Annotated in this window: 16 protein-coding genes; 9 read left to right on the top strand and 7 right to left on the bottom strand. The window is 69.2% G+C overall.

Annotated elements, in window-relative coordinates; all coding sequences use genetic code 11:
- The first annotated feature begins 30 nt into the window (after window positions 1-30).
- Window positions 31-918: a glycine--tRNA ligase subunit alpha gene (locus BrevBR_RS03855; RefSeq protein WP_339999989.1), complete on the top strand. Its 888-nt coding sequence runs from the start codon at window positions 31-33 to the stop codon at window positions 916-918.
- Entirely contained in the window at window positions 918-2,981 is a 2,064-nt protein-coding gene (gene glyS / locus BrevBR_RS03850; RefSeq protein ID WP_339999988.1) for a glycine--tRNA ligase subunit beta, read from the top strand. Before BrevBR_RS03855 ends, glyS begins: the two co-directional genes overlap by 1 nt.
- A 405-nt stretch (window positions 2,982-3,386) precedes the next feature.
- Here glyS and BrevBR_RS03845 read toward each other — a convergent pair whose 3' ends face one another.
- The 6 genes from BrevBR_RS03845 to BrevBR_RS03820 form a co-directional block, all read right to left on the bottom strand.
- Window positions 3,387-4,364, bottom strand: a complete 978-nt coding sequence (locus tag BrevBR_RS03845; protein WP_340000754.1) for a glycerophosphodiester phosphodiesterase family protein — start codon at window positions 4,362-4,364, stop codon at window positions 3,387-3,389.
- A 3-nt stretch (window positions 4,365-4,367) separates the two neighbouring features.
- Window positions 4,368-5,276 (bottom strand): cobalamin biosynthesis protein CbiG, encoded by a 909-nt coding sequence (locus BrevBR_RS03840; RefSeq protein ID WP_332638810.1) that lies wholly within the window; start codon window positions 5,274-5,276, stop codon window positions 4,368-4,370.
- Between the two features lie 61 nt (window positions 5,277-5,337).
- Window positions 5,338-5,853: a hypothetical protein gene (locus tag BrevBR_RS03835; protein ID WP_339999987.1), complete on the bottom strand. Its 516-nt coding sequence runs from the start codon at window positions 5,851-5,853 to the stop codon at window positions 5,338-5,340.
- A gap of 2 nt (window positions 5,854-5,855) precedes the next feature.
- Window positions 5,856-6,653 (bottom strand): exodeoxyribonuclease III, encoded by a 798-nt coding sequence (gene xth, locus BrevBR_RS03830; RefSeq protein WP_339999986.1) that lies wholly within the window; start codon window positions 6,651-6,653, stop codon window positions 5,856-5,858.
- Between the two features lie 110 nt (window positions 6,654-6,763).
- Entirely contained in the window at window positions 6,764-7,789 is a 1,026-nt protein-coding gene (locus tag BrevBR_RS03825; RefSeq protein WP_332638814.1) for a hypothetical protein, read from the bottom strand.
- A gap of 131 nt (window positions 7,790-7,920) precedes the next feature.
- Window positions 7,921-8,688, bottom strand: a complete 768-nt coding sequence (locus BrevBR_RS03820; RefSeq protein ID WP_339999985.1) for a hypothetical protein — start codon at window positions 8,686-8,688, stop codon at window positions 7,921-7,923.
- A gap of 163 nt (window positions 8,689-8,851) precedes the next feature.
- Here BrevBR_RS03820 and BrevBR_RS03815 point away from each other — a divergent pair, with 163 nt between their 5' ends.
- From BrevBR_RS03815 to BrevBR_RS03790, 6 genes are all read left to right on the top strand, one after another.
- Window positions 8,852-9,943, top strand: coding sequence for an MBL fold metallo-hydrolase (locus BrevBR_RS03815; protein WP_332638816.1), 1,092 nt, complete (start codon window positions 8,852-8,854; stop codon window positions 9,941-9,943).
- Window positions 9,940-10,713: an enoyl-CoA hydratase gene (locus BrevBR_RS03810; RefSeq protein WP_339999984.1), complete on the top strand. Its 774-nt coding sequence runs from the start codon at window positions 9,940-9,942 to the stop codon at window positions 10,711-10,713. The genes BrevBR_RS03815 and BrevBR_RS03810 overlap by 4 nt, the downstream gene beginning before the upstream one ends.
- A gap of 34 nt (window positions 10,714-10,747) precedes the next feature.
- A complete protein-coding gene (locus tag BrevBR_RS03805; RefSeq protein ID WP_339999983.1) occupies window positions 10,748-11,245 on the top strand; it encodes a GNAT family N-acetyltransferase in 498 nt (165 codons plus the stop codon).
- A gap of 205 nt (window positions 11,246-11,450) precedes the next feature.
- Window positions 11,451-12,017 (top strand): DUF1285 domain-containing protein, encoded by a 567-nt coding sequence (locus BrevBR_RS03800; RefSeq protein ID WP_332638819.1) that lies wholly within the window; start codon window positions 11,451-11,453, stop codon window positions 12,015-12,017.
- The gene (locus tag BrevBR_RS03795; protein WP_332638820.1) at window positions 12,014-12,676 is read left to right on the top strand and encodes a CoA pyrophosphatase; all 663 of its coding nucleotides are present in this window, start codon (window positions 12,014-12,016) and stop codon (window positions 12,674-12,676) included. The genes BrevBR_RS03800 and BrevBR_RS03795 overlap by 4 nt, the downstream gene beginning before the upstream one ends.
- On the top strand, window positions 12,673-13,890 hold the full coding sequence (locus BrevBR_RS03790) for a CCA tRNA nucleotidyltransferase (protein WP_339999982.1): 1,218 nt from the start codon (window positions 12,673-12,675) through the stop codon (window positions 13,888-13,890). Before BrevBR_RS03795 ends, BrevBR_RS03790 begins: the two co-directional genes overlap by 4 nt.
- On the opposite strand, the gene BrevBR_RS03785 is transcribed toward BrevBR_RS03790, so the two are convergent.
- Window positions 13,871-14,866: an endonuclease/exonuclease/phosphatase family protein gene (locus tag BrevBR_RS03785; RefSeq protein WP_339999981.1), complete on the bottom strand. Its 996-nt coding sequence runs from the start codon at window positions 14,864-14,866 to the stop codon at window positions 13,871-13,873. The two genes, BrevBR_RS03790 and BrevBR_RS03785, sit on opposite strands and share 20 nt — an antisense overlap.
- A 37-nt stretch (window positions 14,867-14,903) precedes the next feature.
- Here BrevBR_RS03785 and BrevBR_RS03780 point away from each other — a divergent pair, with 37 nt between their 5' ends.
- Window positions 14,904-15,377, top strand: a complete 474-nt coding sequence (locus BrevBR_RS03780) for a DUF4112 domain-containing protein (protein ID WP_339999980.1) — start codon at window positions 14,904-14,906, stop codon at window positions 15,375-15,377.
- Window positions 15,378-15,428: the final 51 nt, after the last annotated feature.

The following is a 15,428-nucleotide window of genomic DNA, read 5'->3' as shown; positions in this document are numbered from 1 at the left end:
GCCTTCTTCCCCGGACGAAAAAGCCCGCCTGTGACCACCGAACCGCTCGCCTTCCAGGACCTGATCCTCACCCTTCACAAATACTGGGGCGATCAGGGCTGCGCGATCCTCCAGCCCTATGACATCGAGGTCGGCGCCGGCACCCTGCACCCCGCGACCGTGCTGCGCGCCCTCGGCCCGCGCCCGTGGAAGGCCGCCTACGTCCAGCCCAGCCGCCGCCCCGGCGACGGCCGCTACGGCGAAAATCCCAATAGATTACAACATTATTACCAGTATCAAGTGATCCTGAAACCGAACCCCGAGAACCTGCAGCAGCTCTATCTCGGCTCGCTGGCGGCGATCGGGATCGATCCGAAACTGCACGACATCCGCTTCGTCGAGGACGACTGGGAGAACCCCACCGTCGGCGCCTGGGGGCTGGGCTGGGAGGTGTGGTGCGACGGGATGGAGGTGACGCAGTTCACCTATTTCCAGGGCGTCGGCGGCATCGAGGTCGACGTCGTCTCGGGCGAGCTGACCTACGGCTTGGAGCGTCTGGCCATGTACGTCCAGGGCGTCGACAACGTCTACGACCTGAAGTTCACCAAAGAAGGCCTGACCTATGGCGAGGTCTTCCTCGAGAACGAGCGCCAGCAGTCGGAAGCCAATTTCCACGGCTATGACGTCGACGGCCTGAAGCGCCGGTTCGAGGACATGGTGGCCGAGGTCACGACCCTGCTGGCCATGAAGGGCCCGCAGGATCAGGCGCTGGTCCTGCCGGCCTATGATCAGGTGCTGAAGGCCAGCCACCTGTTCAACCTGATGGACGCCCGCGGCGCCATCGCGGTGGCCGAACGCCAGAGCTACATCGGCCGCATCCGCGACCTCTGTAAGGCCTGCGCCACCGAATGGGTCGAGCAGGAAAGGGGGCGCGTCTGATGGCCCAGCTCCTTCTCGAACTCTTCTCCGAAGAAATCCCCGCCCGCATGCAGCAGGGCGCCGCGCGCGACCTCGAACGCATGGCGGCCGAGCGGCTGAAGGCGGCCGGGCTGACGTATGAGGCCCTGACCACATTCGCGGGCCCGCGCCGGCTGACGCTGGTGGTCGAGGGCCTGCCGACCGCGACGCCGGACCGGGAAGAGGAGCTGAAAGGCCCCCGCACCTCGGCGCCTGAACAGGCGCTGGACGGCTTCCTGCGCAAGACCGGCCTGACGAAGGACCAGCTCAGCGAACGCGACGGCGTCTGGTTCGCGGTCGTCCGCGAAAAGGGCCGGCCGACGGCCGATCTGATCGCGGACATGGTCGACGGCGTCGTCCGCGGCTTCCCCTGGCCCAAGTCGATGCGCTGGGGCTCGGGCGCCCTGCGCTGGATCCGGCCGCTGAAGCGGATCGTCGCCCTGTTCGACGGCCATGTGGTGCCGTTCGAGATCGACGGCATCCCCTCCGGCGACCTGACCGAGGGGCACCGCTTCCTCGGCTGCGGCCGGCCGTTCGCGGTCAGGGATTTCGCCGACTACCGGGCGAAGCTGGAGAGCGATTTCGTGCTGCTCGACGTCGTGGACCGCAAACTGCGCATCCTCGAGGGCGCGCAGGCGGCCTGCGCGGCCCGGGGACTGGCGCTGGTCGACGACGACGGCCTGCTGGACGAGGTGGCGGGGCTGGCCGAATGGCCGACGCCGATCCTGGGCGACATGGACCCACAGTTCCTGACCCTGCCGCCGGAGGTGATCCGGCTGTCGATGAAGGTCCACCAGAAATATTTCGCGGTGCGCGATCCGGCCATCGGAGAGCTGGCGCCTCACTTCGTGGTGGTCGCAAACATCGCAGCCGTCGACGGAGGTGTGGCCTTGGCGGCCGGGAACGCCCGGGTCCTATCCGCTCGGCTCGATGACGCCCGCTTCTTTTGGGACGAAGACCGAAAGGTCGGATTCGCGCCGTGGCTTACGAAGTTGGCAGGTGTCACCTACCACGCGAAGTTGGGTACCATGGCTGAGCGCGTCGACCGCCTTTCGGTCTTGGCTGGGGTGATCGCTCCGTACGTAGGTTCCGATGAGAATGTCGCCAAGGAGGCCGGTCGGCTGGCCAAAGCTGATCTCGCCTCAGGTATGGTTGGCGAGTTCCCCGAGTTGCAGGGCGTTATGGGTGGGTACTACGCGCAGCACGCCCAGCTTGGCTTGCCCACGATTGACGCCATTCGGAACCACTATCAGCCTCAGGGCCCGAAGGATCATGTACCGACGGCGCCAACAGCGGCGGCTGTGGCCTTGGCGGACAAGATCGATGCGTTGGTTGGTTTCTTTGCAATCGACGAACGTCCCACAGGATCGAAAGACCCGTTTGCCCTCCGTCGCGCCGCCCTCGGCGTCATTCGGATCGTTCTCGAAGGGCCTCACCGTCTTCCGCTGACGGAAGTTCTGGAGGCCGCAAGGACCATCCTGATCACCAGTCGGGCGATGAGTTTGGATACGCCGCCGACCACAAAAGAGATCCTCGCCTTCTTCGCCGACCGCCTGAAGGTCCTCCTCCGCGATCAGGGCAAGCGTCACGATCTCGTCGACGCCGTCTTCGCGCTGGGCGACGACGACCTCGTCCGCATCGTGCGGCGGGTCGAGGCGCTCGACGCCTTCCTCGCGACCGAGGACGGGGCCAATCTGCTGGCCGGGTACAAGCGGGCGTCCAACATCCTCAAGGCCGAGGAGAAGAAGGGACCCGTGCCGACCGGCATGGTCGAGACCGGCCTGCCGAACCAGCCCGAGGCCGAGACGACCCTGGCCTTCGCCGTCGCCGTCGCCGCGACCGCCGTGGACGCGGCGCTGGAGACCGAGGACTTCGCCGCCGCCATGCGCGCCCTCAGCCTGCTCCGCGCCCCGGTCGACGCCTTCTTCGACAAGGTGATGGTCAACTCCGATGTGACCGAGGAACGGGAGAACCGTCTGAAACTGCTGGGACAGGTTCGCGCCGTCATGGGCCGGGTCGCGGACTTCGGACAGATCGCTGGGTAGAGAGCCTCTTCCTTCTCCCCTTGCGGGAGAAGGGCGGGAGTCTCGACTGGTCCGAAAAATGCGAAAACCGCTACTTTCGCCCCTTTGAGGACACGCTGACCGGCGCGTTCGAGGGTGTCGCCGCGCCTGAGCGGTCGCGGCTGAGGCTGGATTGTCAAAGACTCCGCGGCGTTCGGGCGCCGCCAACCGTATTTTACGACGGCTGGAAGGGGCGCCAGGAAGAAAATTTGGCCGAGGGGCGGGAAGGGCGAATTCCGGGGGCGAGAAGGGCGGGCCGTCGGGGGCGGGAGTCTTGATCCTGTTGCAAAGTAATCCTTCTCCCCTCGGGGGAGAAGGTGGCCGGCGGAGCCGGTCGGATGAGGGGGCTGTCAGCGACCGCTCCCAACCACCCGTTCCGCGTCGGACTTACCCCTCATCCGGCCCTGAGGGGCCACCTTCTCCCCCAAGGGGAGAAGGGCGGTAGCGGGGTTGGTCCATGAATGCCGCATCCAGCCCGTAGCCGGCGAACCGCGCCAGCCGCTCACGCAGCCGTCCATGCGCCGCCGGCGCCTCGCCGATCCGGTCACCCTGCGGCAGGAAGACGTTCTCGGCGCGGAAGGTCCAGCCGGCGACCTTCAGCCCCGCAGCATGGGCGTCGGAGATTAGGGCGGTTGGCGCGCCGGGCGAGGGCTCGATCAGGGCCGTGTCGGCGCCGATCCAGTCGGCGTAGGCGGCGATCCGGCCGAGGCCCTCGGCCGTCGTCATGGTGGCGTAGCTCAGCGCTGAACGATCGAACGGCCCACCGAACGCGGCGACCAACTGCAATAGCGGCGTGGCGACCCGCCCCCGCAGCTGTTCCAGCGCCCCGACCTCGAAGCACTGGACCAGCATCGGCGCATCCCGGCCCGTCAGCCCCCGACGTTCCAGAACCGCCACGAAGGCGGCCTCCATCGGCAGGCCGAGACCGGCGAAATACGTTGGATGCTTCAGTTCCGGCGCCACACCCACGCCGGCCTTGGCGGCGATGTCCAGCACCTCCTCGAAGATCAGGATCGGCTCCTGATCGAAGGCGCAGTTGGCGGGCCGCAATTCCGGCAGGCGTTCCCGGGCCCGCAGGGTCTTCAGCTCGGCGAGGGTGAAGTCCTCGGCGAACCAGCCCGTCACGGGCCAGCCGTCGACCGTCTTCGTTGCGCGCCGGGCGGCGAACTCCGGCCGGGCCGCGACATCCGTCGTCCCGCCGATCTCGTTCTCGTGGCGGACGACCAGCACGCCGTCCAGGCTCATCACCAGATCGGGCTCGATGAAGTCGGCGCCCTGTTCGATGGCCAGTTCATAGGCCGCGCGGGTGTGTTCCGGCCGTTCGCCCGAGGCCCCGCGATGCGCGATGATCAGGGGCCGGGCCAGCCGTCAGGCTCCCAGAATCCAGCCTTCTTCCTGCTCGACCCTGGCGATCAGGGCCTCGTCCGCGGTCCTGGGCGGAGCGAAGGCGGCGGACAGGGCGCCGGTCTCGTCCAGCTTGGCGAAATGCTCGGCCGTGACCCGGACCTGGGCCTGATCCTTGAACTCGCCGGGGTTGGGTCTGGCGTCGAACATCGACGGATAGACCTCGACCACCAGCGCCGACAGCGGCTCGACGTCGGCCGTGTCCAGCGCGCGCCAGCCCGTGCCGAACGGCCAGACGGCGCCCGAGGGCCCGAGGCTTTCCAGCAGGCGGCGCACGGCGGGGATGCCGACCAGCGTCTGCCCTCCGACGGCGCCCGCCCCATGCATCTGCCAGACCGACTTGGGCTGCAGCCTGCCCTTGCGGACGGCGTCCTGCGTGGCCCGGTATTCCGGGATGTCGGCGCCGGCGCCCGCCGGGGGCTTGGTCGTGGTCAGCCAGCGCTGCGCCTGATTGGCCGGCGCGCCCCACAGCGGCCAGGGCTCATCGGTCATCAGCCGGTTCATCTTGGCGGCGACCTGATAGCGGTTGTTGGTGTTGTCGGCCTTGTCGACGACGTTGGAGGCGATGAATTTCCACATCGCCGACCAGGCGGGCGTCCCCGTCAGCTTCAGCCGCGCGGCCGTGCCGGCGGGATAGCCGAAATTGAAGTCGAACCCGACCAGCACCCGGTCGCCACGCTTGCGGTGTTCGGCCAGCAGCGAGGCCAGCAGCGTCTCGCCCTCGGCCCGCGTCGCGACATTGTGGGTCTCGGTATAGAGGCGGAAGCGCACGTCGCGCTTGGCCACGCCGATCCAGACCGAGCCGTCGCCCAGCTTCCTGCCCTCGGCGGCCGTCCAGTCGGCGATGATGTAGGCGTCGAACAGCCGGGCCACGGGGGTATCCTTGGGTACGCGAAACAGAAGGGGCGCTTCTAGCCCTCCTCCTGACCGGCGACTACCCCTTCAGCAGGGCTTCGAGGTGCGACAGCCAGCGCCGCCCGAGGCGCAGGGCCTCGCCCGGAGAGCCCGTCTGCACGGGCAGGGTCGCGTCCCACAGGGCCAGTTCGAACTCGGGATGGCGGGCGTCTGCGAACAACAGCCGCAGGGTCACCTGCTCGGCCTCGGGCGCCAGCACGTCCAGCGCCTTGCGCGTCTCGCCGCGGCGCACCCGGGCCACGACATGGCCGTCGACGATGATCTCGCCGCCCTCGATCTCCTCGAAGGCGTAGACCAGACCCGAGCCGCCCCGGTTCCACAGCACCGCCACCTGCGCCCCGTCGAAATCGAGGCCTGCGGCGCGGCCTTCGGCGGGTGACAGGGCCTCGGCCTCGGGTACGGCGCCCAGCGACTTCAGCAGGGCCCGCTTCATGCGGCGCACGGGCTCCATCCACCAGGCCAGCACCAGGGCGCCGGTGGTCAGGGCCGCCGCCGCCAGCGCCACCAGCAGGATGACCCGGAGCGCGTCCGCCACGGCTAGTCCTCCAGTTCGACGACGACGGGGACGTGGTCGGAGGGCTTCTCCATGTCGCGGGCGTCGCGGTGGGTCTCGATGCCCACAAAGCGGTCCGCGGCCTGCGGCGACAGCAGATGGAAGTCGATGCGGATGCCGTGATCGCGCTGCCAGGCCCCGGCCTGATAGTCCCAGAAGGTGTATGTGCCCGGCGGCTGCTTGCCCAGTTCCCCCGCCTCGGACAGGCCGAGGTGGTTCAGGGCGCGGAAGGCGGCGCGGCTCTCGGGCTGGAACAGGGCGTCATTGACCCATGCCGACGGATTCTTCGCGTCGTCGGGCGTCGGGATGACGTTGTAGTCGCCGCACAGGGTGAAGGCCTCCTCCTGCAACAGCAGGGCCTTGGCATGGGCCTGAAGGCGATCCATCCACGCCAGCTTGTAGGCGAATTTCTCAGTCCCGATCGGATTGCCGTTGGGCAGATAGATGCAACCGATCCGGACCGGGCGGGGGGCCTCGATCACGGCCTCGATATAGCGGGCCTGTTCGAACTCGGCCTCGAAGCCCGAGGCGTCGAGGCCGGGCAGGCCGCGCCGCACGTCGCCGAGGGGATATTTCGAGAGCAGGGCGACCCCGTTGTAGGTCTTCTGCCCATTGGTCTCGACGTTGTAGCCGAGGGATTCAAAGGCCTCGCGCGGGAATTTCTCGTCCAGGCATTTGATCTCCTGGAAGCCGACGACGTCCGGCTGGGCCGCCTCCAGCCAGGCCAGCACCGTCGGCAGGCGGGCGTTGACGGAGTTCACGTTCCAGGTGGCGATGCGCATGACGCCATGAGTACGGCGTGTCGGGCCGGTCTGTGAAGCGGGATCGTGCAAACGAAAACGCCCCGGGGAAGACCCCCGGGGCGTCGGCTTCGTCGATTATGGGCCGCAGCCTATTCGGTCGGGGCCGGAGCGGCTTCCGGCTCGAGGGCCGGGGCCGGCGTCAGGGTGCAGCCGCCGCCAATCCGCTGGGCGGTGGCGCAGGGATAGATCTGCTGGGTGACCCCTTCGGGGCTGACGCGGGCGATATAGCCCTCGCCCTCGGCGGCGCATTTGGCCTCATAGAAGCGGCCGTTGGGGTTCTGGCCCATCAGACGGACCTGGGACACGTCGCAGGCCGAAGCCTCGGTGCCGGCCAGTTTGGGCTCGAAGCCGTCAGCCTGTTCCTGGGCGGTGGTGAACCGGCAGGTTCCGCCCACCGAGACGACCTGGAGGCAGTCCTGCAGCTTCCAGCCGGTCCCGGCCTTTTCCAGCCAGTAGCCATCGGCGCCCGCGCAACCGACTTCGTAGACGATGTTGTTCGCACTGCTCTTGCCGATGGCGACGGCCTCGTCGATCGTGCAGGCCACGCCCGCCTCGCGGGCCCAGCCGCCAATCACGGCAAGGCCGTTCTGGTTGGCGGGCAGGACGCACTGCTGGCCCACGTCGGCCGCCGGATCGCGCAGCCGGGCGGTGTGGGCCGTGCCGGCCAGCTCGAGGCAATCGAAGCTCTGGGGCGGGGTCGAGGCGATCAGGATATAGCCAGGGCCGGTGGCGCAGGCCGCTTCATAGATCTTGACCTGTTCGGCGGTCACGCCGGGATTGACGGCCTCGGTGACCTGACAGGCCAGCCCCGCGGCGGTGGCCTGGGTCTGGGCCTCGGCGAGGATTTGTTCCGGCGTGGCGGCGGCCGGCGCGGGCTGCCGCTCGCGCTGCTGACGGTTCATCCGCTCCTGACGGCGTTCCTCGGCCGTGCCGCGGTTCATGCGCGAACCACTGGTGTCGCGCGTCACGGTCGTGGGGTTGGGATCGGTGGCGCTGCCCGGAGCCGAGGGTGAAGCGGGCTCAAACGGGACCGACTGGGCTTGGGCCGGCGCAGTGACGGCGAGGACGATGGCGCAGGCTCCGCCCGCCAGGGCGAGCATGTTTCGCTTCAACACGGAGAACTCCAGGATGGACAATCGTTGGCCCACCCTTGGCCGTCCCTTGTGGCAGGGTCAAGGCGTCGCGACCCTCCCGACGACACAGGCGTTCACCGGCGCGCGGGAGGGCTCGGGCCGAAGCCGGAAGACTAGCTCCGGGACCTGGCGAAGCGGCAGGTTTCCCCGGCCGCCTCAATCTGGGCGCAGCCCTGCAGAAGCCAGTTGCCATCCGCCTTTTCCAGCCAGTAGCCGTCGGCGTCAGCGCAACCGATCTCGTAGATGGGGTTGCTCGCGGTGCTCCTGCCCACAACAACGGCCCGGTCGACCTGACAGGTCACTCCGGCCTCGCGGGCCCAGGCGCCGATCACCGGCAGGCTGTTCTGGTTGGCGGGCAGTTCACACTGCTGGCCGACGTCGGCGGCGGGGTTGTCGAGGCGCGCGGCGGCGGCCGCCCCCGCGAGTTCAAAGCAGCCAATGGATTGAGGCGGCGCCGATGCAATCAGCAGATATCCCTGCCCCTCGGTGCAGGCGGCCTCGTAGATCGGCGACTCCTGCGCGTCCACACCCGGATGCGCGGCCGCCACGACGCTACAGTTCAGACCAGCCGAGGCGGCGACGGACTGTGCGGCGGCGATGACTTCCGCCGGGCTGGGGTTGTCGGGAGCGATCATTTCCCCGCGCTCGACCCGACGCCGCCTTTCCTCCATGCGGCGTTCCTCTTCCCTTTGGCGGTTCAGACGCGAGCCGCTGGTGTTGTCCCGCGTGATGGGGGTGTTGGAAGGGGGGTCGAACAAATACCCCGGGTTGTTGGCCCCGGACCAACCTTGCGCCATGTCGCCGCCGCCGCCCGACGGGGCGCCCTTCTGCGCGGCGGCCGGCTCGGCGGCGAGAAGAAAGGCGCAGGCGCCGATCAGCAAGGCGAGCATCTTTTGACTGAACACGTGAAGCCTCCCTCCAGTGGTTTTCCTGAAAGGCACATTTTGCCCTTGTCGGAGCCCGGTCAAGTCTCAGCGTTCGGCGGGCTGGACGAGCGCGCAGGCTTCAGCCTATCTACCGGTTGAGTTTCAATTGGAGACGGACTTGGCCGACGGCGTGAATCCGGCGAGCAGCGACATGGAGACGCGCGACGCGCGCGGCTTGACCTATCCGTGTCCGCTCACGCCCGGGTTCGGCGAAGCCGTCGAGGTCGCCCCGGGGGTGCTGTGGATGCGGCTGTCGATGCCGATCGCCCTGAACCACATCAATGTCTACGCCGTCGAGGACGGCGAAGGCTGGGCCCTGGTCGACACCGGGCTGAACATTCCGGACTCGCGGGATCGCTGGGACGCCCTGCTGGCGGGCCCGCTGGGCGGGAAGCCGGTGACGCGGGTGATTTGCACCCATATGCACCCCGACCACATCGGCCTGGCCGGGTGGCTGTGCGAGCGGTTCGGCGTCGGCCTGACCATGACCCGCCTGGAGTATGTGACCGGGCGGATGCTGCTGGCCGATACGGGCCAGCCGGCGCCGGAAGCGGGGGCCGTCCACTATCGCGCCGCCGGCTGGGACGAGGCCCAGGTCGAGACGTACCGCCGGGAATACGGCCAGTTCGGGCGTGCGGTCTCGCCCCTGCCGTCGGGCTATACGCGGATGCGCGAGGGCGACCGCATCAGCATCGGCGGCCAGGACTGGCGGGTGGTGGTCGGCGAGGGGCACAGCCCGGAGCACGCCTGCCTGTGGCGCGAGGCCGACGGCGTGGTGCTGGGCGGCGATCAGATCCTGCCGAAGATATCCTCGAACGTGTCGGTCTGGCCGACCGAGCCGGAGGCGGATCCGCTGGGCGACTGGCTGGCCTCGCTGGAGCGGATGAAGACGGTCTTCCCGGACGACGTGCTGGTGCTGCCGTCGCACGGCGAGCCCTTCAGGGGCGTGCACACGCGGCTGGACGCCCTGATCCGTGGTCATATGACCGCGCTGAAGCGGCTGGAGAAGACGTTGCGGGAGCCGAAGCGGGCGGTCGATGTCTTCGGCGCCCTGTTCGCCCGGCCCGTCGGGGACGGGGTGCGGGGCATGGCGACCGGCGAGGCGCTGGCGCATCTGAACTATCTGCTGCAAGGCGGCCGGGTCAGCCGGACGCGGGACGCCGACGGCGTCGACTGGTGGACCATGATCGATGAGGGAGAGACGGCGTGACCGACCATATTCGCACTGAGCTGGCCGATGGCGTCCTGACAGTCACCCTGGCGCGGCCCGAGAAGAAGAACGCCATCACCCAGGCCATGTATGCGGCCCTGTCCGACGCCACCGAGCGCGCGCGGGCGGATGACGCGGTCCGCGTGCTGCTGTTCCGCAGCGACGGCGACAGCTTCTCGGCCGGCAACGACATCGCCGACTTCATCGCCATCGGATCGCAGACAGGCGAGCCGCTGGACATGTCGGTGTTCCGCTTCCTGAAAGCCCTGGCCGAGCTGGACAAGCCGGCGGTGGCGGCGGTGCGCGGCCGGGCCGTGGGCATCGGCCTGACCCTGCTACTGCATTGCGACATGGTGGTGGTCGCCGAGGACGCCCTGCTGTCGGCGCCCTTCATCAATCTGGCGCTGGCGCCCGAGGCCGCCTCGTCGCTGCTATTGCCGGCGGTGCTGGGCCATCAGCGGGCGTTCGAGATCTTCGCCCTGGGCGAGCCGATCGACGGGCGGACGGCCCTGGCCTGGGGCCTGGCCAATCGTGCCGTCCCGGCCGAGCAGGTCGAGGCCGTTGCGGCGGAACTGGCCGGCAAGCTGGCGACGCGCGCGCCCAATTCGATCCGCAAGACCAAGGCGCTGATGCGGGATTCAGAACGCCTGTGGGCCCTGATGCAGCGCGAGGGCGAGGCCTTCGGCAGCCAGATGAAGAGCCCCGAGGCGATGGAGGCCTTCATGGCCTTCAGCCAGAAGCGCGCGCCCGATTTCTCGAAAGCCGGTTGATTCACAGGTTGATTCGGGGGGGCGAGGGCCCTAGTTGCGCCGCCTGATGTTCGACGCCCCGCCCAAACCCGCGCCTGTGCGCATCGAAGCCGAGACGCCCGCCGATGCGGCGGCGGTCGAGGCGCTGGTTCTGGCCGCCTTCGGTCCGGGCCGGTTCGCCAAGACGGCGGAGCGGTTGCGGGAGCAGGCGGGCGTGGCCGCCGCCTTCGTGGCGCGCGACGAACACAAGGTGATCGGCTCGGTGCGCCTGTGGCGGATCATGGCCGGTGAGACGCCGGCCCTGTTCCTGGGCCCCATCGCCGTGGCCTCGGACAGCCGCAAGGCGGGACTGGGCGCCGATCTGGTGCAGGCGTGTGTGGATCACGCCGCCCACGCTGGGACCGACATCCTTCTGGTCGGCGACATGGGCTATTTCGAGCGGTTCGGCTTCGCCGTCGCGCCCGAGGTGCAACTGCCCGGGCCGGTGGACCGGGCGCGGGTGCTGTGGCGCGGCGCCGATTTGCCCGCCGGTCCTGTGCAGGCAATGCGCTGAGCGCTGAAAACACAGTCCGGATGGTCCGGATGGTCCGGATAGTCCGGATGGGTCGTCCGGCGCTCCGGTGTCGATATGCAATTGTCAAAGACCGGACTCGAATGGGTTCCGGCGATGAAACCATGCCGATGCGTCAAATCCGGACGTAGGCTCCGCAGGCTGAAGGGGGTTTGCCGTCGGCGTCCCGACGCCTAAGTCTGGACCCATGGCTTCCACCGCCGACAACAAGACCGGACTGGCCGGGGTCGCCGAGGCGGCGAAACAGGCACCGGGTAAAGGGCTGCCCCCGGTCCATCTGTGGCATCCGGCGCATTGCGGCGAGATCGACATCGTCATCCGCCGCGACGGGGTCTGGATGCATGAAGGCTCGCCCATCGGCCGGGCCGAACTGGTGCGGCTGTTCTCGACGGTGCTGCGCAAGGACGACGATGGCTATGTGCTGGTCACGCCGGGCGAGAAGCTGTCGATCATGGTCGAGGACCTGCCGTTCCGGGCGGTGACGGTGGAACGGCGCGGTGGGGGGCTGGTCTTCACCACCGACGTCGGCGACGAGGCCGAGGCGGGGTCCGAACATCCCATTGTCGTGGAAACCGATCCGGCGACGGGCGAGCCCTCGCCGTCGGTGCGGGTGCGCGCCGATCTGTGGGCGCGGATCGCGCGGCCGGTCTTTTATGAACTGGTCGAGATGGCGGAGGTCGAGGACGGGCGGCTGACGGTGCGTTCCAACGGCGCGGCCTTCGCCCTGGGGCCCGTCGGGGCGGGGGTGGAATGAGCCTGTCCACCCTGCGTGCGCGACTGATCGAGCGGCTGGACCCGGCCTCGGGCTGGCTGCCGGACAGCGCACCCATGCGCTCGGATTTCGACCTTAATCCCGGGACGGCGCGGCCGGAACGGACGCTGCGTCCGGCCGCGGTGCTCATCCCGGTCATCGCCGGACCGGAGGGTGCGACGGTCCTGCTGACCCGCCGGGCCGACAGCCTGGCCAGCCACACCGGCCAGATCGCCTTCCCCGGCGGGCGGCTCGACCCGGGCGAAACAGCCGTCGAGGCCGCGTTGCGCGAGGCGATGGAGGAGGTCGCTCTGGACCCGGCCAGGGTCGAGGTTCTGGGCGTCGGCGACGCCTATGAAACGGGCACGGGATTCCTGATCACTCCGGTGGTCGGCTGGCTGACCGAACACCCCGTCACAACGCCCGCGCCGGAGGAAGTGGCCGAGGTGTTCGAGGTTCCGTGGGACTTTCTGATGGACATCGCCAACCACCGCCGCGAGGCCTGGGACCGCGAGGGGCAACCGCGCCGCTGGTACTGGGCCATGCCCTATGGCGAGCGCTACATCTGGGGCGTGACGGCGGGCGTCATCCGGTCCCTGCACACGCGGCTGTACGGTCTGGAAGAGGCGCCCGACGCGGCGGCGGCGGAGGACGCGGCGTGACCGTGCGGCTGACGGACCAGCCCTGGCTGACGGCCTCGTCCACCCGGGCGGTGATGGCGGCGCTGGAGGCGGCGGGCGGACCGGACTGCGCGCGGTTCGTCGGCGGATGCGTACGCAACGCCCTGATCGGCGTCCCGGTCGACGACATCGACATCGCCACGACCCTGAAGCCTGAGGAGACGGACAGGGCGATCCGCGCCGCCGGGCTGAAGGCCGTGCCGACCGGCATGGCCCACGGCACTCTGACAGCCATCACCGAGCGGACGCCGTTCGAGATCACCACCCTGCGGCGCGACGTCTCCACCGACGGGCGCAACGCCACCGTGGCCTTCACCGACGACTGGGCCGAGGACGCCGCACGGCGGGACTTCCGCCTGAACGCCCTCTACGCCGACGGCGAGGGCCAGGTGTTCGATCCGACCGGCCATGGTGTGGCGGACGCCGAGGCGGGCCGCATCGTCTTCGTCGGGGATCCCGAAACGCGGATCACCGAGGACTATCTGCGCATCCTGCGCTTCTTCCGCTTCTTCGCCTGGTACGGACGAGGCGAGCCGGACGCGGCGGCGCTGAAGGCCTGCCGCAAGCTGGCGCCGGGGATGAGCCGGCTGTCGGCAGAGCGGGTATCGAAGGAGTTTATGAAGCTGCTGGCCGCGCCCGATCCGCGTCCGGCCATGGCGGCCATGGACGAGGCCGGGGTGCTGAGACAGCTTCTGCCCGAGGCGTCCCGGGCCCTGTTCGACGCCGCCGTCAGCGCATCCGACGATCCGGTGGTGCGGCTGATGGCGCTGTTCCCGGCGGAGGAGCCAGTGGTGCGCGCGGTTTCCGCCCGTCTCCGCTTCGCCAACGCTACGCGGGACCGGCTGGTCGGATCGGCGCTCGCGTCCCCCGTCACCGACCTGTCGATGAGCGATGCGGCGGTCCGGGCCGCCGTCTACCGCCACGGGTCCCGCGCGGTCGCTGACGCGGCGTATCGGCGCTGGGCCGAGGCGCCCGGGCGCGAGGACGACGCCCGGCGGCTGATCGGCCTGGCGCAGGCGTGGACCCCGCCGCGCTTGCCCGTCGGGGGACGCCAGGTCGCGAAACTCGGCGTCGAGCCGGGGCCGGAGACGGGCCGTCTGCTCAAGGCGTTCGAGGAAGGCTGGATCGCCGACGACTTCCCGGCCGAGGGTCACGCCGAGCGTCTGGCCGCCCTGATCAATCCCCCGCGAGGGTGAGCTCGGTCACCACCGGCCGGTGGTCCGAGCCCGTGGCCCGGCCGAGCCGGCGGCTGACGAAGGCGAGGTCGGGCGAGCGGTACACCTGATCGATGGTCACGCCGAACACGGGCGGGACGGTGCTGGGCCAGGTGCCGGGAAGGCCCGGGGCGGGAAACAGGCCGATGTCGCGCCGGATCTGGCGGCCGATGCGGGCGCTGGAGACGCTGTTGAAATCGCCTGCGACGACAACGGGCCCGGTCAGGTCCGAGACGACGGCGTCCAGCGCCATGGTCTGGCTGATCTGCCCCCATTGCTCCTGAAACGGCCAGGGACGGGTCAGGTGGACGCCCAGCACATTCAGCGGGCCGATTGGCGTACGGATCGTGGCGCCGACCGCGTGCAGACCGTCGGGCCGGTCGCGGATCGCCGTCAGCGGCCAGCGCGAGGCGATGATGGATCGAGCCGCGCCGCTGGGGCGGTCGATGCGCGGCGTGGCGACCCGGTGCGGCCAGGCCGCCAGCATCCGATCCAGCCGGGCGGCGGGAGCATCGCCCAGTTCCACCAGCACGACGATGTCGGCGTCGGCGGCCGCGATCGAGGCCTCGATCGCCTCTACATCGGTGTTCAGGGCCCAGAGGTTGGCGGAATACAGCCGCACGAGGGGCGATCCCGGCCGGGGCGTCGCTGAGCCGGGAAACCATTGTGGAGCCACTGCGAGGGCGAGGGCGATGGTGGCGGCCAGTCCGCACAACGCCGCCGCCTTCAGACGCGCGACGATCAGCACAGCCGTCAGGCCTGCGGTGAGGAGCAGCACTGGAGCGGTGAATTGGAACAGGACGTCGACCCACCGGTGTCCGACGCCCGACAGCGCCAGCAGACCCAGCGTCAGCGGACCGAGGAGAACCAGCTGGAACAGGGTCTCGAGCCGCCGTCCCCGCGCCAACAGGCTGCTGAAGCGCGGTGCTTGCCATTTAAGGTGAACGGGGTTCGTCATGGCGCGTTACGGTCTCGCTTAACTGGAGAGGGCAGGCATGGCCAGACGATCCGTCGCGGATATCGAGAAGATCTGGTCCAATGTCGAGGGCGTGAAGAAATTGTCGGACCGGGCCGTCGGTGTCGGCCCGTTCGGCATCGGTCTGGACGGTCTGCTGACCTGGATCCCGGTTGTGGGCACGGTCTACAGCGTCGGCGCCGCCGGGTGGCTGCTGATCCAGGCGGGCAGGGCGAAGGCGACGCCTTCCACCCTGATGCGGATGGTCGGCTATCTGGGCCTGGACAGCGCGACCACGGCGGTCGGGGAGGTGATCCCCTTCGCTCCGGACGTGGTCGACTTCTTCTTCCCCGGACACCTGATGGCGGCCAAGGTGCTGCAGAAAGACATCGAAAGCACTCACTGGGTCGAGGCCAGCGAACGCGAGGCGCGGGCCTCGGGCGAACACGACCGGCATGTCGCCGACATGCGGCGAAATCCCAAACTGCGTCGGATTGTCTACCTCCATGACTGACAGCTTGACCGGGGCCCGCGAACCACAGCAGTTCGGGACCCTGGCTTTCCG

Origin of the sequence: Brevundimonas sp. BR2-1 (assembly GCF_037626195.1) — a bacterium.
GTDB lineage: Bacteria > Pseudomonadota > Alphaproteobacteria > Caulobacterales > Caulobacteraceae > Brevundimonas.
This window is presented reverse-complemented; position numbering and strand designations above follow the sequence as displayed.